General features: G+C 52.8%; 13 protein-coding genes. 8 read left to right on the top strand and 5 right to left on the bottom strand.

Going from position 1 to position 18,130, the window contains the following annotated elements:
* Positions 1-91 precede the first annotated feature (91 nt).
* Together RID21_RS30265 and RID21_RS30260 are read left to right on the top strand one after the other, a co-directional pair.
* On the top strand, positions 92-1,528 hold the full coding sequence (locus RID21_RS30265; protein ID WP_350195518.1) for a hypothetical protein: 1,437 nt from the start codon (positions 92-94) through the stop codon (positions 1,526-1,528).
* A gap of 318 nt (positions 1,529-1,846) precedes the next feature.
* The gene (locus RID21_RS30260) at positions 1,847-3,082 is read left to right on the top strand and encodes an aminotransferase class V-fold PLP-dependent enzyme (RefSeq protein WP_350195516.1); all 1,236 of its coding nucleotides are present in this window, start codon (positions 1,847-1,849) and stop codon (positions 3,080-3,082) included.
* 89 nt (positions 3,083-3,171) lie between these two features.
* Here RID21_RS30260 and RID21_RS30255 read toward each other — a convergent pair whose 3' ends face one another.
* Entirely contained in the window at positions 3,172-3,369 is a 198-nt protein-coding gene (locus RID21_RS30255) for a cold-shock protein (protein WP_145043521.1), read from the bottom strand.
* A gap of 334 nt (positions 3,370-3,703) precedes the next feature.
* Here RID21_RS30255 and RID21_RS30250 point away from each other — a divergent pair, with 334 nt between their 5' ends.
* The 3 genes from RID21_RS30250 (at position 3,704) to mntR (ending at position 6,880) form a co-directional block, all read left to right on the top strand.
* Positions 3,704-4,996, top strand: a complete 1,293-nt coding sequence (locus tag RID21_RS30250; RefSeq protein WP_350195514.1) for a hypothetical protein — start codon at positions 3,704-3,706, stop codon at positions 4,994-4,996.
* 173 nt (positions 4,997-5,169) lie between these two features.
* The gene (locus RID21_RS30245; RefSeq protein ID WP_350195513.1) at positions 5,170-6,285 is read left to right on the top strand and encodes an alpha/beta hydrolase family protein; all 1,116 of its coding nucleotides are present in this window, start codon (positions 5,170-5,172) and stop codon (positions 6,283-6,285) included.
* 175 nt (positions 6,286-6,460) lie between these two features.
* The gene (gene mntR / locus RID21_RS30240) at positions 6,461-6,880 is read left to right on the top strand and encodes a manganese-binding transcriptional regulator MntR (RefSeq protein ID WP_350195511.1); all 420 of its coding nucleotides are present in this window, start codon (positions 6,461-6,463) and stop codon (positions 6,878-6,880) included.
* A gap of 14 nt (positions 6,881-6,894) precedes the next feature.
* On the opposite strand, the gene RID21_RS30235 is transcribed toward mntR, so the two are convergent.
* Positions 6,895-9,429, bottom strand: coding sequence for a zinc ribbon domain-containing protein (locus tag RID21_RS30235; RefSeq protein WP_350195509.1), 2,535 nt, complete (start codon positions 9,427-9,429; stop codon positions 6,895-6,897).
* A gap of 291 nt (positions 9,430-9,720) precedes the next feature.
* On the opposite strand from RID21_RS30235, the gene RID21_RS30230 reads away from it, so the two are divergent.
* From RID21_RS30230 to RID21_RS30220, 3 genes are all read left to right on the top strand, one after another.
* Positions 9,721-11,196, top strand: a complete 1,476-nt coding sequence (locus tag RID21_RS30230) for a sulfatase (protein ID WP_350195507.1) — start codon at positions 9,721-9,723, stop codon at positions 11,194-11,196.
* A gap of 97 nt (positions 11,197-11,293) precedes the next feature.
* Positions 11,294-12,250 carry an amidohydrolase family protein gene (locus RID21_RS30225; RefSeq protein ID WP_155365596.1) on the top strand — a complete coding sequence of 319 codons (957 nt, stop codon included), beginning with the start codon at positions 11,294-11,296 and terminating at the stop codon, positions 12,248-12,250.
* Between the two features lie 285 nt (positions 12,251-12,535).
* On the top strand, positions 12,536-13,945 hold the full coding sequence (locus RID21_RS30220) for a DUF1501 domain-containing protein (RefSeq protein WP_350195505.1): 1,410 nt from the start codon (positions 12,536-12,538) through the stop codon (positions 13,943-13,945).
* A gap of 8 nt (positions 13,946-13,953) precedes the next feature.
* On the opposite strand, the gene RID21_RS30215 is transcribed toward RID21_RS30220, so the two are convergent.
* The 3 genes from RID21_RS30215 to RID21_RS30205 form a co-directional block, all read right to left on the bottom strand.
* On the bottom strand, positions 13,954-15,387 hold the full coding sequence (locus RID21_RS30215; RefSeq protein ID WP_350195503.1) for a sulfatase: 1,434 nt from the start codon (positions 15,385-15,387) through the stop codon (positions 13,954-13,956).
* Positions 15,388-15,416: 29 nt separating this feature from the next.
* Positions 15,417-16,613, bottom strand: coding sequence for a hypothetical protein (locus RID21_RS30210; protein ID WP_350195501.1), 1,197 nt, complete (start codon positions 16,611-16,613; stop codon positions 15,417-15,419).
* A gap of 180 nt (positions 16,614-16,793) precedes the next feature.
* Complete coding sequence (locus RID21_RS30205) at positions 16,794-17,951, bottom strand: hypothetical protein (RefSeq protein ID WP_350195499.1); 1,158 nt, start codon at positions 17,949-17,951, stop codon at positions 16,794-16,796.
* Between the last annotated feature and the right edge of the window lie 179 nt (positions 17,952-18,130).

Genomic DNA, 18,130 nt, shown 5'->3' with positions numbered 1-18,130 from the left:
ATTTCGGCAGGTACCCCGTCCATAAGTTTTTCCCTTCCTGCAGATCACCAGTCTCATCCGGGAAATCATTTGGAACATTAAGGACCCAATCATGTCGAGACGATTTTTAATCAATGCCAGCTGGTGCGCACTGTTATGCTGCGCTGCGACCGGCTGTTATCCTCACCATCAGTATCCGTATGGTGGAACTTATCCCGGTCCCTACGGTGCGCCCGGTCCTTATCAGATGCCTCCCGGTACCGTTATGCCGGAATCCACGATTCCACCCGGGAATTATCCCATGCAACCGGATCTGGGACAGCCTGTACCGCCACCACAGGGCGCTCTGCCTTCCAATGGTTCCCAGGCCTGGAATGATTCATTCCCCAACAATACAAATACCAACTACGATGGCGTCGATACTCAGTGGAAACAGCCACTCAACAGTCCATCCGGTTCGGATATGAACGCCCCCTTCGATGCCAATTCAACCGCATCGGGACGCAACACGAATCCCAGCGGCGGTTTCAACAGTGGTTCGTCCAGCAGCCAGCCTGTGCCCAGTTACCAGGATCCCAACCAGATTCGTCCGAACAATCCGCCGATCGACAATACGTTTCCTCAAAACAGCAGTCAGCCCCCGCAGAATGATCCGTTCCCTGCGGACGCCAACGATCAGTTCCAGAGCAACAAAAACCCTCAACCACAGGGTGGCAATATCCAGATGGACGATCAGTTTGGCCCGAGCAACAATGATCAGTTTCCCGGAAATGCGCCACAAAAATTTCCTGAAGCCAATGATCAGTTCCAGGAGAACAGCGACAGCGGATTCAGCGTACCTTCCCCGGTACAGCAGCAGAGCTTTGAAAGCAGCGGCGATACCTTTGAAGCAAATCCCAAAAAATTCAGTGCGAACCAGAATGCTCCCGCTGACACATTTGAAGAAAACGCATTCGACAGCAGCCAGGAATTTCAGCCTCCTGTCCAGACCTTCCCCGAGAATGACAACACATTCCCTGAAAACCAGAACAACCCATTTCCCGGGAATCAGGACAACCCTTTCCCCGGCAATGATGACACCTTCGGTCCGAACAGTAGTTCCATCATGAAGTCTGCGCCTGGTCAGGTCAGCCATGCAAACCATCAGATGCCTGCTTCCGGTCCGCAGCTGGTCCGCTCAGAGCAGTTCATGACTCCCTCCAAATTCCAGCCGGCATCCTTCGAGTTTCCGGCTCCCGGTGGTGCAGCGACTTCCGCAGGTAAGGCTCCTTCGCCATTCAGCTATGATCGTCAGGGTTATCGCTGGTTGCGAGGTGTTGTGGAATTCGATGAACAGGAAAAGAGCTGGAACATCACCTACAATGCGACTCCCGATCAATCGGATAAATTTGGCGGAAACATCGTCCTGCTGGACCAGGGAAAACTCAACCGGTTCAAAAATGGTGATGTCGTCCTGATTGACGGTCGCATTGACGGCTCTCAGCAGGATCGGATGGGCAAACCCTGCTATCATGTCACCAAGGCACAACGGCTCGTCCCCAAAAAATAAACTTACATATGTCCATGAAAGAGATGCCGGCACGATCAGACCGGTATCTGTCGGGTGCCGATAACAATCTCTGAAGCAGGACTTCCGACTGATCTGGCTTCATCACAACGCCAGATCCACGCTCAGCCCTGAACACAGCCTGCCCCCCATGTGTCTGACTGATACTCCCCTCTTAATCAGGGGAACAGAACTGTCGACCTGAAGAGAATCCGGTCTGCGCCCTGCTGTGGCGCGACAGCCTTTTCATTACAGGGTTTCCTGTTAGAATTCCTGTAGAGACGTCGATTTTCTATAAACTCCTACCAGACTTAGACAACCATGGTCGCCAATCTATCAGCCATCCGAAACGACTTTCCGATCCTGCAGCGTTCCCTTCCCAATGGAAAACCGCTGGTTTACCTGGACAGCGGTGCCTCAGCCCAGCGTCCTCAGGTCGTCATTGATAAAATTAAGGAAGTCTACGAACAATATTACTCGAATGTCCACCGCGGTGTGCATCAGCTGGGCGACCGTGTGACGACCGAAATGGAATCGGCCCGTACCTGCATTCAAAAGTTCATTGGCGCTGAACACCCCGAAGAAATTATCTTTACTTCCGGCACTACGATGTCCATCAATCTCATTGCTTATTCCTGGGGCAGACATTTTCTCAAGGAAGGCGATGAGATCATCCTGAATGAAATGGAACATCACGCAAACTTCGTCCCCTGGCAGGCGATCGCTAAAGAGCAGGGGGCCGTGCTGAAGTTCATCAAACTGACTCCTGAGGGACGACTGGATCTCGAACACTATCAAGGTCTGTTGACGAACAGAACCCGGCTGGTCGCGGTCACCGGGATGTCGAATGTGCTGGGGACGATTAATCCCATCACTGAGATGGCCCGGCTTGCACACGCAGCTGGCGCACTCATCTTTGTTGATGGCGCCCAGAGTGTGCCTCACCTGCCTGTCGATGTTGTGGAAAGTGAGATCGACTTCCTTGCATTCTCAGGTCACAAGATTTTCGGTCCTTCGGGCATCGGTGTGCTCTATGGTCGCAAGGCACTGCTGGAAAACCTGCCACCGTTCCTGTATGGCGGTAATATGATTTCTGAAGTTCATCTGGACGAATCAAAGTGGGCTCGTCTACCGGCCCGCTTCGAGGCTGGGACACCGGCGATCGCCCAGGCAATCGCGCTGGGGACCGCCATCGAGTATGTCAATCAGCTCGGTTTTAATGTGATTGAAGAACAGGAGCATCAGCTCAGCCAGTACGCGATGGAACGACTGCAGTCCGTGCCCGGCCTGGAAATCTATGGCCCACAGGAACTGGAACAACGCGGCGCGATTTTCAGTTTCAACATCGCAGGTGCGCATCCTGAAGATTTAGCAACGCTGCTGGACCGTAAGGGAATTGCGGTGCGCCACGGGCACCACTGCACCATGCCGTTACATCAGTTACTGCAGATCCCCGCCAGTGTGCGTGCGAGCCTGACGTTCTATAACACAACCGAAGACATCGACGCCTTGATTGAGGCCATCGATTTTGCCCGTCAGCGTCTGCGGCTGGTTTGATTCAACTCGACGAGTCGCTTCTCTGAGCGCATAAAAAAACAGCCGACGTGGTTACGTCGGCTGCAGTGTTTCCTGATGTCATTCCCGAACTAGATCGGTTTGACATTCTCCGCCCGCGGTCCTTTGTCACCCATTCCCTCGGTGTAGGAGACGCGCTGTCCTTCGTAGAGCTCTTCGAACGACACACCTTCCAGATTGGACAGGTGGAAGAACAGGTCTTTACCTGATCCAGTGTCGATAAATCCAAAACCCTTTGACGTCACCTTCTTGATTGTACCTTCAGCCATCGTATATCAGCTTCCTTCAAAAATAAAACTGCGGCACCTGCCGAAACAACTGGTCAGATTCCTCTGCCGCAAGACTCGATTCTACCTCGACTGAATCAGAAAACAAGCAGACTGAACAGGATTATCCCATAATCCTGCATAAATTAAAAACCGGTTAAAACCGCCCCCGTCCCCCGTCTGAGAAACCGGTTTTCCAGCCAGCTGCCTGTATTTTGGTTAAATTCAGGCTGTTTTCTGACATCACTACTTGACAGCTGTACCTGGCTGGCACACCATAAATAGAATAACCATAACAGGATACCACTTCTCATCTCAATTCAGAAAGCGAGTACTCATGATGGTTCCTCGCCCTGTTTCCGTTGTTTTCCGCGTCATGTTTCTGTCGCTGTCTCTGCTGCTGATGGGACAACCGGCGACTGCCCAAAAACGCGCGACCCGATACAACGCCAAACCTTCCAATACTGTGGAAGCTGCTGCTCTGGAATTTGCTCTCTCGGCAGATGAAGTGAATTCCCTGGTCGGGAAAAAGGCCAACGTGCTGACATCCAACGGCAAGGAAGAAGTGGACGTTGAAATTACCCGTTTCTTTACCGGACGGGATGAGAGCCACATCAAGTCGATGGAGGTCAAAGCTGAAAACGCCACACGCGGCAAGCGTCTGTTCGCCACGCGTCTGGTGGAAATGCAAGTCGACGACAAGACCTATCAGTTCCAGTATTTACCTTCACTCAAAGCGGCTGCCATTGAAGACATGAGTCGCAAAAATGCAGCCATCTCAGAAAAACTGCGTGCCTCAAACGAAGAGTTCTGGGACGAGATTCCCGAAGAGGAACAACTGAAATACGTCGACGAATACAAAGAGTTCCTGAAGAAAGTCGGTACGCATTTCTCCGGCTTCAACATGCAGTTGTATGAAACAAAGTATTTTCTGTTTTATACCGACATGCCGGCAAAGCAGGTTGCCCCCTATCTGGTACAACTCGACAAGATGAACGAACTGCTGGGGCAGTCATTCGGTTTCAAACCGGGGCATAACATCTGGCGCGGCAAAGCGGTGGTCGTCGCTTTTCTGGCTAAACAGGCCTTTCTCGAATTCGAAGAGGAATTCTACAACCGCACCGAAACCGGCAACGCCATCGGTCTCTGTCATTCCCATGGTGACGGTAAGGTCATCGTCTCCTGTTATCGGGGTAACGACCCCAACTTCTTTGGAGCGGTCCTCGTACATGAAACCGCACACGGCTATATCCACCGTTACAAATCAACGGTTCCGATTCCCACCTGGATCAACGAAGGGATCGCCGACTGGATAGCGATGATGATCGTTCCCAGTTCCAAAGAGGTTCGCTTTCGTCAGACCGAAGCCGCTGCCCGCCTGAGGCAGTCACATACTTTCGGGGGACAGTTCTTCAATAACGATCGACTCGACGGCTGGCAGTATGGTTCCGCCAGTGCCATCATCCAGTTGATGCTCAAAGCCAATCCGGAGCAGTTCAAACTCTTCTTCAACGGCATCAAGGAAGGCCTCACCTGGCAGGACAGTCTGCAGCGCGGCTACGGCTTAACCGTTGAACAACTCTGTCAGGCTTACGGTCAGACAATCGGTATTCCCCGGCTGACACCGTGAAGGATAGCAGAGCATCAGATATATTCGCACCAAAACAGCTGATGTCTGATCAATGATTGTATGCTCGTGTTATCAGCGCCTGATAGACTCGCTATCTTCCTTCAATTAGAATCATACTCAGCATCCACCAACGCACCACGCCTGTATTACCTGCCCTGAAAGGACCGTGTGACATGAAAGCTGTTTCCGCCCTGGCTCTGGTCTTTAGTCTGCTGCCCACCCTGGCCTGTGGACAAACCGATTCAAAAAAGTCTGAATACTTCAATCAGAATGTGGCCGACTCGAATCCGCTTCGCAACGCACAGGCACGGGAACTGGATGCCTATATTCAGAAGATGGCAGCCGACCAGAGTCGATTCAAGAAACTGTTTCAGCCTGACTATTCATCGGCGGACGCGTTTGCAAAGTCGGCAGAGGCTTACCGTGGTGCGTTCTGTCAGAGTATCGGGTATCCTCCACCGGGTAAGCGCCCCGATCTAAAAGCTTCCTACAAACAGATCGGCGAGGACAGTATCGGCGTCTACTACCGGGCCATGTTCCCGATTTTGCCAGGCGTGCACTCCGAGGGGATCTTTATTCTCCCCAAATCCCTGAAAGAGAAAGCCCCACTGATTATCTCCATGCACGGCGGTGGTGGATCGCCTGAAGTTGCGTTATTTAACGGTGGTGCAAACTACAATGACATGGTCCGTGGTGCGGTGAAACGAGGCTATATTGTCTATGCCCCACAGCATCTGTTCCGTGCCGACGAATTTCCGAAGGATATCCGCCGCCAGATTGACGATCGCATGCGGCTCATCGGCACCAGTATCACCGCAGTCGAGATTGCCAAGATCACCTATGCCATCGATGAACTCATTAAACGTCCCGAAGTGGACGCCAGTCGGATTGGGATGGTTGGTTTGTCCTACGGCGGCTATTACGCCCTGGTGACTCCTGCCGTCGATCCACGAATTAAGGTTGCGGTCTCCAGCTGTTACTTTGGAGTTCAGGAGGGCCGCTACGAGGAAGAAGAACTTTCGGTCCCTCCCGACTTTCGCTTTATGGATCGCATGACGCTCTTCAATGATGCCGACCTGGTCGCGCTGATCTGTCCCCGTGCATTACAGATTCAGGCAGGTGCAACCGATCGGCCCTCGCATCGCGAGAAAGGTAAGCAACTGGCGCCCCGGGCCAAAGCATATTATGAGCAGCTCAATCTGCAGGATCGTTTCGAGCATGTCATTTTCGAAGGGGGACATGAATTTAACGATGCCTCTGCCTGGACGTTTGTGGAAAAACATCTGTAACGCCACCCGACAGAATACGAATTCGCAGAGAGACCAGTTCAGAAATCGGCAATGCATAATGTCGGTTTCAGAACAGGATAAGAGTGCAGTTTCTCACGTATTCCAGACTGTTAAAAACGGTTTCCGGCCGCTAAGATAGGGCTCCATATCATCAGAACCCTAAAGGCAAAACAGGATGGCCGCAAAAAAGAAACCGAAGAATCAACACGAGCGCACCCGTGTGGATCATGCCACGGAAAAAGCAGAAGACTATGTGGAGGCCATCGCAGAAGTCATTGAAGAGCAGGGAGTCTGCCGGGTCAAAGATCTGGCGGAACACTTTGCCGTCAGTCACGTCACTGTGAACCGTACCGTGAGCCGCCTGCAGCGGGATGGCTACGTCACGACGGAACCTTACAGCCCCGTCGAACTGACAAGTAAGGGGACGAAGCTCGCGAAAGACTCCCGACATCGCCACGAAATCGTCTTCAGCTTCCTGGTCGCACTCGGCGTCAGTGAAGAGACAGCAGCCACCGACACCGAAGGGATCGAGCACCATGTCAGCCCTGAGACCCTGGCACTGATGGAAAAATATATCGCCCGTACTCAGGATTGAGCTTCCCGGTTAAGCTATTTCTCTGAGTCCTCGGGTTCGGGTAATGCCTCGCTGTTGATAACACACTGGTAAAACTTCTGGCGTTTCAGCAAGCGATCGAGCGCGGGAACATTCATCTCCCCGGTGGTCTCGAATGTAATCTCTTTTTTCGCTTCATCAACCTGAAATGTTTTGAGATCAATCCAGGTAAATCCATCCAGGGCAGACCGGGCACTGCGGACGATATTCGTTTTACCTGCATACAGGCCGTACTGAATCGTCACTTTCAGATACTTGCCTGTAGCCAGCTTACCGGATGAACCGACAGCCATTCCCGCCCCGGATCCAGTAACCATGCCGATCCCCAGAGGGTGCGCTTTTCCTTTCCCCTGAGGGGGGACTGTTTTAACATAGGTCATATCGATTTTGTTTTTTCCCTGCCACTCGAGGATCGTCTGAATTTCGCTCTGCTCGTTGCCCCCAATTCGCATTTTTATATCGAAGGTTCCCTGATCAAAGTCCATCTGGAGTGAATTGGGGACGTAGCGATGTAACATATATCTCAAAACCTCCTCTGTTTTCCCCCGGATATAATCCCGATCAATGTGCGGTCCGATTGCATTATGATTTACAAACTGGAAAGCCATACTCTTCTCAGAAGATTCCGGATCGTACTGCACATCATGTACTGCGACGATTTCGTCAGCGACCCTGAAATGGAAAAAGAAGAGTGAATTCACCATTTTAGACAGATCTGCAGGCGGAGTGCGGTCCAACTGAAAGGCAATCAGTAACTGCTGCGGATCCACTTCGAGTGAATCCGCGATGAAGCCACTGAGATCACCATTAAAATAGGAGTTCATCCGACTCGCTTCTTTGGCCAGTAGCCTTTTCACTTCATCCGGATTGAGATCGCTGAAAATAGATTTGCTAAATTCCCTTGCTTCGTTGATCCGCATTACTACAAGTTTGTTCGGTCGCCCGGGGGTCCGAAAAGGGGTTTCCGGCGGACCGGTTTTGAGGGGCTGGTCTGAAAGGAGCGTATCATTAAAAACAGACTCATTGATTCGCTTAGACAGATTCCTGCCCGGTTCATGATCCAGCTGAAACGTCACAGTCTTTTCGACAAAATTAACATCCAGGGAATCAGAGATATATCCGGTGATCACGTTCGTCAGGGGAAACATCAGGCCACTGTAGACTCTCCCTCGATCGAAGTTGTAGGAATGCCCTTCTTCAAATCGGTAGGTATGATCATTTTTAAAGCCTTCGATTTTAAAAGTGACCTGGGTCGGCTTGAGTTGATCAGGCGTTCGCAGCTCTCGAATGGTATAGGGGATCGGGACCACGTTGACAGGAATCGAAGGGATCTTATTTATTCGAGAGTACAGAAACATCTCGGGATAGCGGGTCAGATGGACCGTCATTTTACGCGATTCCAGATCCAGTTTCAGCGTTTCGGGAATGTACTCCGGAATCGCCTGGGACAGGTGATGGTTCAGGAGTTGAGCCAGCACACTGGCCCCGGCAGTCGGATTGGCGGTAATCTGTTTCGAGAAGGATTCTTCGAGCTGCTTGATCTCGAAATCGATCTTGTAGTCCAGTTCGTCCCCCTCATCTACCGGGAGTTCGAGCGCAACCACTTCGGGAGTCTCCGCAACCTGAACTTTGATCGCGACACTTTTGTTGATACTGTCAGCAACCTGCTTCGCAGACTGGGGATCAGCCTGCAGGCTGAGAAGTTTCTTCTCAAGATCAATCTGAGTTGTTCCCGACAGGTAGGAAGGAATTTTCGCCTGCTGCAATTCCTGATCGACAGTATTGGCGATGCCTCTGGAAAACATGTCACTGGCTAATTTCTGGTTCCTGGTTGCTTTGCTGAGTGAGCTCGTAACACCAGCATCAACTTTGACAATCTGATAGACCAGGAGATGCGCTTCCGCTGCCTGAGCAGGAGTCAGAGACCGCTGGTCCGGGGTCTCCTTCTCCGACATGGGTGCGACGGGCTTCTCTGGAATAGTACTGGCAATGACAGCCGGATCCTTCTGCTCAGCAGCAGCTTTCGGCTCTGCAGTATTGACTTGGACAACATCCATTGCAGCGTTATCTGGCTCTGCCTTTTCAGGGGTATTCTCCTCGGATTGCCCCTTGGTCATCAGTTTTGAGGCGAGATTATCCGTAGATTTCTGAGAGCTGGAAGACCCTGAACTCAAAGCGATCAAACCAATGCCTCCCCCGACAACCACCACGATGGCTGCCAGGCCGATCCACTTCAAAGAATCTCCTGAAGACGGATTCCGTTTCGCCGATCGGCCTCGAGGACGGTTTGCTGTTTCACGGGGTGGCGGGCTGGCTTCCAAATCATCCTCTTCATCCCAGAGGTCGTCCCAGGCATCCTGTTGCGCAGCCGCCTGCTGCGGCTTCTTTGACTTTGGGGAAGATGACTGGGTGGAGATCACGAAAGGAACCTGGCACTTCGGGCAGGCAACTTTTTTACCCAGGGCTGCTTTTGATTTGGCTTTAAACGTAGCCCCACAATTAGGGCATTCAATCACAGTAGTCTCAGACATCAATAAAACGACCTTTAAGAGTAACAGAATGAGCTCCCGTAAGGCTAAACTCCAGTTCAGAGACAATCAATACTGTTTAGCAGTAAACAAATAAGAATTAACAGGGATTCACAGAAATAAATCTCTGTAACAAAAAATCGGGTTTGAACTGTAATTCACGAGTCAGTCTGAGCCTCAAAAACTTCAAATGGAACCTGGTATTCCCTACTGAAACAGGGCCTCCACTCTGTTAGGATAAGAGTGTGTACACATTCGCTGGTTCTTAATTCTAATTCCCCTGGGAGTACATTCATGATCCACAGCCTCGGTCGATCTCTGCTGTTTGCCCTCGCTTGCGGCGCGCTGTTTTTCAATTCTCTATCAGCCGTCTCAGCTGAAGAGAGCAGACCCAACGTTCTGTTCCTGATCTGCGACGACCTCAACTGCGACCTGGGCTGCTACGGTCATCCGCAGGTCCAGTCCCCGAATATCGATCAGCTGGCAAAACGGGGTGTGCGCTTTCAGAATGCCTACTGCCAGTTTCCGCTGTGTGGTCCCAGTCGGGCTTCCTTCATGACTGGCATGTATCCCGATCAGACGCTCGTCCATCGCAACGCGATCTACATCCGCGAACACGTTCCCAATGTGAAAACCATTCCGCAGATGTTTCGCGACAACGGTTACTTCGCTACCCGGGTGGGCAAGATCTATCACTACAACGTTCCCAAACATATCGGGACCGGCGGACACGACGACCCTTATTCCTGGAATCAGACCTTCAATCCCCGCGGACGCGATGTGGATGACGAGGATCTGATTTTCACTCTGACCCCCGGTAGTTTTGGAGGCACACTCAGCTGGCTCGCCGCGGAGGGAACTGACGCAGAACAGACAGACGGCATTGCCGCGGATATCGCCATCGAACAGCTGCAGAAGTTTGCCAAAAGCAAGCAGCCGTTCTTCATGGCGGTCGGCCTCTACCGTCCACACACACCGTACGTCGCTCCCAAGGACTACTTCGAAAAGTATCCCACTAAGCAGATCAAAGTCCCACAGGTTCCCGAAGGCTATCTCGACACGATTCCCAAGCCGGCCCGGCAGTCAGTGAGACGAAAGAAAGTTCAGATCGACCTGGCTGATGATCTGGCCCGCCAGGCAATCCAGGCCTATTACGCCTCCATCACCTTTGCTGACGCACAACTCGGCAAGATCCTGGAAGCACTGAAAGCGAGCGGGCTGGAAGAGAACACGATTGTCGTTTTCACTTCCGATCATGGTTATCACATGGGTGAGCACGGACACTGGCAGAAAACGACGCTGTACGAAAATGCGACGCATGTGCCGCTGATCATCGCCGGTCCGGGTGTACTTGCCCAGGGTCAGACAGCAGAAGCACCTGCAGAAATGGTCGACTTTTATCCCACACTGGCAGAACTGACGGGCCTGAAAGCCCCCGCCTCTGCAGCTGGAGTGAGTCAGGTTCCCACACTGAAAGACGCCTCCGTGGCATCGCGCGATTCGGCATTCACTCAATACGCCAACGGCTACAGCCTGCGGACTCCTCGTTATCGTTATACCGAATGGGGAGACAACGGAAAGCAGGGCGTCGAACTCTACGATCACAAGTCTGACGCTGCAGAAATGAAGAATCTGGCCAGCGATCCAGCGACGGCAGAAGTACGTGCGAAGCTGGCAATACAGCTGCACGCACGCATTGAACAAGCCAACGTGCATCCCCAAGGGGTCACACAGATCAAGTTCCAAAACCGACGTCGCGTCCCGAAATAATTTCAGAACCGCTCTTGTAATTCCTGCGGGGGTTGTTTTGAATGGAAGAAAGCAATTTGTGAACCTTCCTTCAAAAATCCCCCCAAAGGAATGAGCGATGAATATTTCCCGACGTGCCTTTTCGAAATCACTGTTCCTCGCTGGCCTTGGTTGTGCAGCCGGTCAATGGCCGACCAGCCGTGCTCAGGCAGCAGCTCCCAGTATCGAAGCGGGCACCGGGTTCATTGACGTCCATACGCACATCGGCACCTACACAGATCCGAAGAAGAATCTGTCACCTGAAGCCTTAATCAGCTGGATGGATGAATTCGAAGTCGAGAAAGCGGTAGTGCTGCCTTTGACTTCGCCTGAATCCACGAAGTATCTGCAGACAACCGAATCGGTGCTGGCGGCTGCCAAAGATCATCCCGATCGTCTGATTCCCTTCTGCTCGGTCGACCCTCGTACGACGCACGCCGGCTCGGTCAAGGCACTCACTGGCATGATCCAGGGCTGGGTCGATCAGGGAGCCAAAGGCTTCGGGGAACACAAAGTCGGTCTGAATTTTGACGATCCGCTGATGATGCGTGTTTACGAAGCCTGTCAGGAAGTCGGCATTCCGCTGCTGTTCCATATCGATAATATTCGCGGCAAAGATGTTCCCGGTCTGAAGCGACTTGAGAACGCACTGAAGACATTTCCCGAACTGAACTTCATCGGTCATGGCCCCGGCTGGTGGGCATCGATTTCCGGCGGGCTCGATCAGAAATCACTGGGCGGCTACCCGAAATCGAAAGTTGAACCAGGTGGTGCGATTGATGATCTGATGAGCCGTTACCCTAACATCTACGGAGATCTCTCCGCCGGTTCGGGTGCCAACTCAATTTCCCGTGACATGGAATTCGGGACAGAATTCCTGATCCGACGTCAGGACCGAATCATGTTCGGCACCGATTACCTCGCTCCCGGACAGCATGTTCCTCAGTTCGAACTGTTCGAAAAACTGGTTCTGCCCGACGAGGTCCGCAGCAAGATCTGCCGTGAAAACGCAATCAAGCTGTTAAAACTTTCCTGAAATCGGGCCTTCAGGCACCACGTTTTATGCAGAATCTAGTGATTACAGCAAGAAACATATATACATAACAACACACGACAGGCGAATCTGGAGATTTATGCGGAATTTCGCGCTGTTCTTTCCGATCATATTTGTGTATGCTGATGATTAAAGAACCTTCATATTCCTGCCAGCGCGACTCACCACACAGGGTATGAGATAAAAGCTATTTTTTATTTACCACACCAGTTTTTATCTAATCCTAATTAATAATCGATTCCTCGATTTTGAAATGGGAGAATTCGGATGTCCCAGTCAGACTTCAACCCAGAAAATACACACGGAAGACACCATCAGAGCGGCAGCAGTTTTGCCAGTTTCGCTCCCGGTTCAGACCTGATTCGCAGTGGCAGCCGTCGCTGGTTCCTGCAGACAGGCATGGCTGGTCTCGCTGGTTTGTCACTTCCGGAGCTGTTACGTCAGAAGGCACAGGCTGCTCCCCAGGCACACACCAGTCAGAAGTACCAGGCCAAGTCAGTAATTATGATCTGGCTGTCTGGTGGTCCCAGTCAGCTTGATACCTGGGATTTGAAACCACAAGCCCCGAAAGAAATTCGTGGTCCCTTCAATCCGATTCAGACTTCAGTCAGCGGTATTGAAATTTGCGAGCACCTGCCCAAGCAGGCAGCAATGATGGACAAGTTCGCCATCATTCGCTCGATGGATGCCACAGCCAGCAATCACACACCCACCACCTTCCAGGCAGCGAATCCCAAATCGCGTCGAACCAACGACAACCGTGACGGGGGCGGCTATCCTTCCATGGGTTCGGTCGCAGCAAAATTCCGTGGTCCCAACGTTCCGGGGATGCCTGGTTTCGTCGCGCTGGCCGACAGCATGGCAGCCGATATCTACGGTGCAGGGCACCTGGGACATCGCTATGAACCATTAGACGGCGTCAAAGCAGCCGGTAAGTTCGGCATGCCGGATGGCGTCACATCTTCCCGCCTCACCGACCGTGATGCACTCCGCCGTCAGTTTGACCAGATGCGAAAACATGCTGACATGTCATCCGACCTGGCCCTGCAGGACCGCTACGTTCAGGAAGCATACGACATGGTCCTGTCAGGTAATGTCGCCCGTGCCTTTGACCTCAACAAGGAACCTCAGAAGATCCGCGACAAGTACGGCGACAGCTCTTTCGGTCGCAAATCACTGCTGGCCCGCCGCCTGGTTGAAGCGGGTGTCACTTTCATCACCATGAGTGATGCCTGGGGACACTGGGACCACCACGGTGATGAAGTCAAGTGGGGCGGAATCACCAAAGGTCTGAAACCGATGCTTCCCTCGTTCGATCATGGTGTGACGACGCTTATTAGCGATCTGGAAGAACGTGGTCTGCTCGATTCAACCCTGGTCCTTGTCCTGGGTGAATTCGGTCGTGGGCCGGTCATCACCAAAACCGATGGACGTGGTCACTGGACTCCCGTCATGTCGATGCTGGCTGCTGGTGCAGGTGTGCCCGGCGGTCAGGTGATTGGTGCTACCGATCGTCGTGGTGGTGAAATCGCCGAACGACGTCTGGGCCCAGGCGACCTGGGGGCCACCGTGTTCAGCAAGCTGGGCATCGATCCTTACGGACACTGGATCAAACCGGGAGGACGTCCCACGCCTCTGGTCGAAGGTCCTTCTGCTCCGATCGCCGAACTCGCTTAAACCGCGATTCACTTTTGAGAAGCAGCCGCAGTCGGATAACGGGCCTGCATGTCCTGCAGCATCTGTTGCAGCTGCATTCCCAGTTGCGCAGCCTGCTCCGGCTGGCTGGCGCTTAAATCATGCTGCTCACCCGGATCGCTGCTTAGATCATACAGCTCGCGTTTTCCCGTTTCATAAAACTGCAGCAGCTTCCAGTCTCCACTGCGAATCGCAGAGACAGGTCGGGTTTTGCTCACCGCGAAATCATTGACGCCGATCGTCTCTTTAGCGGTTTCATACCCTTTTTCCGGATGATAATACGGAAAATGCCAGGTCAGCGGTCGCGTCTGCCATGCGGCTGCTTTCCCCTCCAGCAGCGGGACCAGGCTTTGACCATCGAGTGTCAGCGAGTCACAGTTTCCCCCCGCGACTTCACAAAAAGCAGGAAACAGATCGGTCCCGCTGACCGGTACCTCGCACACGCTGTCCGCTTTCACATGCCTGGGCCAGCGGACCAATAGGGGTACACGAATACCCGCTTCGTACAGGTTCCACTTACTTCCCCGCAGGGGGCCATTGGCGGCATACTCGGGATGTCCGCCGTTATCAGACGTAAAGACGACGAGGGTAGAATCGCGCAGGCCCTGTTGATCCAAAGCGTCCAGCACCTGTCCCACATAGGTATCGAGGGTTTCAATAAACGCACCATAGTGCGTGCGAAGTTTTTGATCTCCCGGACCAGCGGCAGCGCGGCCCCGATACTTTTCTATCAGCCAGTCGGTCGGTGCTTTGACCGGAGTATGCACATGGAAATAAGAGAGATACAAAAAGAACGGCTGCCTGCGTTTCTGTCGCAGGAAGCGGATGGCATTCTCTGTGACTGCATCAGGGGGAAACTCGTCCTTTTTAAAGTCTCCCGGTTTCCAGGCGAACTTTTTAGCATAGGGATGACTGCCGAAGGTTTCGACGGCCTTTTGAAATCCCTGCTGGCGGGGACCGTGTGTCGGACTCCAGCCCAGATAACGTTGATAATGCTCATTCACGTGCCACTTCCCGAAGAAGCCGGTCTCGTAATCGGCTCGCTGCAGCATCTCGCCGAGTGTGACTTCTTTCAAGGGCAGGTCCTGCGTGTAAGCGGGGGGCTGCATCAGGCGGGTGGGCGGTTGCACTCCGGCCGGCTTCGTGACGAATTCAAAATGCAGCCTCGCAGGTGTCTTTCCGGTCAGAATTGAGGCCCGCGAAGCAGAGCAGATTGGCGCCGGAGAATACGCATTCGTGAACTTCATTCCCTGTTTCGCCAACTGGTCAAGGTGGGGCGTATCAGCGAGCTGTCCCCCATAACAGTGCAGATCACGCCAGCCCAGATCGTCGGCCAGAATAAAGACGATGTTCGGCGGCGTCTCTGCTGCCGAAAGGGGAAGCGAACAACAACAGAGCATCAGCAAGATGAGCGCGCGACACATCGGTGAACCTCAGATTTGAAGAGCTTAGCTTATTTGATTTCAAACCCGAGTGTAACGAATTCCCCTACCGTGTTCGAGCCTGTCTGCTTTTGAGAGAGATCGACGGCGAAAGGCTGCTGCAGGCTGTTGCCCGCGAGATCTTCCAGCACAGAACCGATCACCAGCTGATAGTGCCCCGGCTGCCAGGGTTTTTCCGGGGTCCACTTCCAGACCGATTCGTGATCCGCCAGTTCGATCTTGCCGGGCACCGGTTTTCCACTGATCGTCTGAATGCGAAGTTGACTGTGCAGCAGGGCGTAATCCAGTGATTCCCCCAGTTCACAAATCAATGGCGCCCGTGTTCCGGAGGCCGGAACTTTCAGTTGCCATGACTCAGGTTTCGGCTGACGTTCATCCATGGCGACCGCTGAGAATGTTTTTTTTACTTCCTGTCCCAGTGCATGCCCCGTGAGTGCTGACCACTTCGGGTTGATCCTTAATTCATACTCCTGTCCGGCATTCAGGATCGCCCCCAGTTCGACATTCAGATTCACGCCCGTCTTCTGGCGACCGGGATGAAACCAGAGTGTCAGTTGCTTCCCATCGGGAGACCAGAGCTCAGTGTGTCTAAACGGTCGAGGGACCAGTTGCTGCTGAGTTTTGTTATAGAGTGAGAAGTAATCGAAGATGTCCCCCTGCTGCATCGGCTCCGAAAACTGAATATAAAACTTTAAATGATTGGCGGGGAGCTCTTTGCCCGAAGGATAGATCGACAGCACCTGCGGTGGTTTTGCATCGGGCAGGGGAATCGCATACGTTTTCTGCAGACGCTGCTCTCCCTCTTTTCCAGCCAGTTGTAAGGCACGCGCGTCAAAGGTTGCCTGATAGCGACCGCCTCTCACGAGCGGAAATGCAGGCTGAAAGGTGAGCCGCTGATCTTGTAGTTCATAGCGGCCCAGCATGGGTGGCAGCTCTTGAGAAGATTTGCTTTCCCGCTTCAGTGACAGAACCTGCTGGTACTGTTCCTCGGAGGCATCCCGGAGCGTTGTCCAGAGTCGGGAATCTGCTGCCGTCACGACCACACGACACTGCCGCGGGTCCTGTTTGTCTGCTTCAAAGCTGAGTTGAAACAGACGGTCATCGGGTGTGCCGGTTGCCTGCGAATACTCAGGTGATATCAGGTTGAAAGTGGTCACCAAAAGCAGCGTGATTGAGACTAGTTTTCCAGCTGGGACTGATAACGACATCACTACACCATTCCAGCAGAGGTGAGCGGAACGACGTTAGTCGCCGGTAATCTGGAAAACACGCGGTTCTCCAAAACCGGTGGCCAGCGCCATGCCGCTCATTTGTTTCGTGAATTAAAACAGGCTCTTTCCCGTTGATTTAAAAACCGGAAAGAGCCCGAAGATCAAAAACCAAACTGGTTATGGCAGCTCGGCAATTTCCAGGTCGAGGTGTCCGTCGTTGTCACGCAGTACTACGATTTCCTTTTTCTGCAGCTTATCGATGTGCACGGCACCAGAGAGCTGATCGACGATTTCAATGCCGTTGGGCCCCTGTTTCTGTTTCACATCGCGGCGAGCCGCTTCCTCATTGATGTCCTCTGCTTCGAGGTAATCCATGTTGACGCGAACGCCCCACCATTTACTGGGGCCGTACATGCTCTTCTTCCAGTGGAAGCGGAAGGTGTTCGTCAATAGCCATTCCTTGCCGTTACTTTCGTAAGTCAGCATGTCCAGCGGACGGTTTCCCGATCCGAGTTCGACAACACTGGTTCCCTTGACCTTGCTGCCGGACTGCAGTTCATCCAGGGGGAACTTGGCAATCGGCGTGCAGGCGAACGCACCGACAATATAGTTCTTACCTTTATTTGAATAAGGTACGAACGACTGAATCGGGGCCTTGGTTTCCCAGCGGCGATGAGCCACATGATAGGTTTCGGCGCTGAAAATTTTGGCCGAGGTGCCATGTGTCAGCGGCAGTGGGATCGAGTAAATCTTGTTGGCGAATTCTTCGTTCGACTGTGCTGCTGCCAGGAGGCGATCGCTGGCCAGTGCGACGCCGGTAATGTTGCGAATTTTGGATTTTTCACCGCCGGGGAGTGAGACCTGGACATAGTCGACATTCGACAGGTCGAAGTTCTTGACCTTACCCTGCGCGTCAATCACCAGAATCGCCGGTTGATTGTCGGTCGTGCGTTTGACGGAGAGATAGACTTTGCCACTCTGTGAATTGACGGCCATGTCGGCGATGTCGATCTGATCGGGTTCGACGCCCAGGCTGGCCGCTACGGCAACATCAATCTGGGGTACTTTCTGCTCCAGCTTCTGCAGAGGTCCCGCATCGTGAGTATCAATAACTGTAATTGTCGCTTTCGCAGGGTCCGCCACCACCAGCAATCCGCCGGGTCCGAATGTAATTTTTCCCACCGATTTCAAACCGGGATTTCCGGTCTGCACATCCTTGAGATACTTACTCGCCGCATCTTTGCTCACGCCGGCCTGAAGCGCCGGTCCACTGGAGAGCAGCAACATCAGTGCAACCACACTGAGGCCCGCTTTCATGATTTGCGATCTGATCATCAAACTGATTCCTGAAAAAAGTCACTCGAAATAGTGGGGTTCCTCATCCCTTCCAACGAAATTCAATCGTAATTTCTGAGAATTGAGAGTCAACAACTTTGTAACAGGAAACAGAGTTTATAGCGATTCTTCACATCGGACCGCTCAGGCAGCCCAGTCAAGCAGAACCAGCCGAAACA

This window comes from Gimesia sp., from assembly GCF_040219335.1.
Taxonomy (GTDB): domain Bacteria; phylum Planctomycetota; class Planctomycetia; order Planctomycetales; family Planctomycetaceae; genus Gimesia.
Note: the sequence above shows the minus strand (reverse complement) of the source record. Positions and strands in the feature narration are given on the sequence as shown.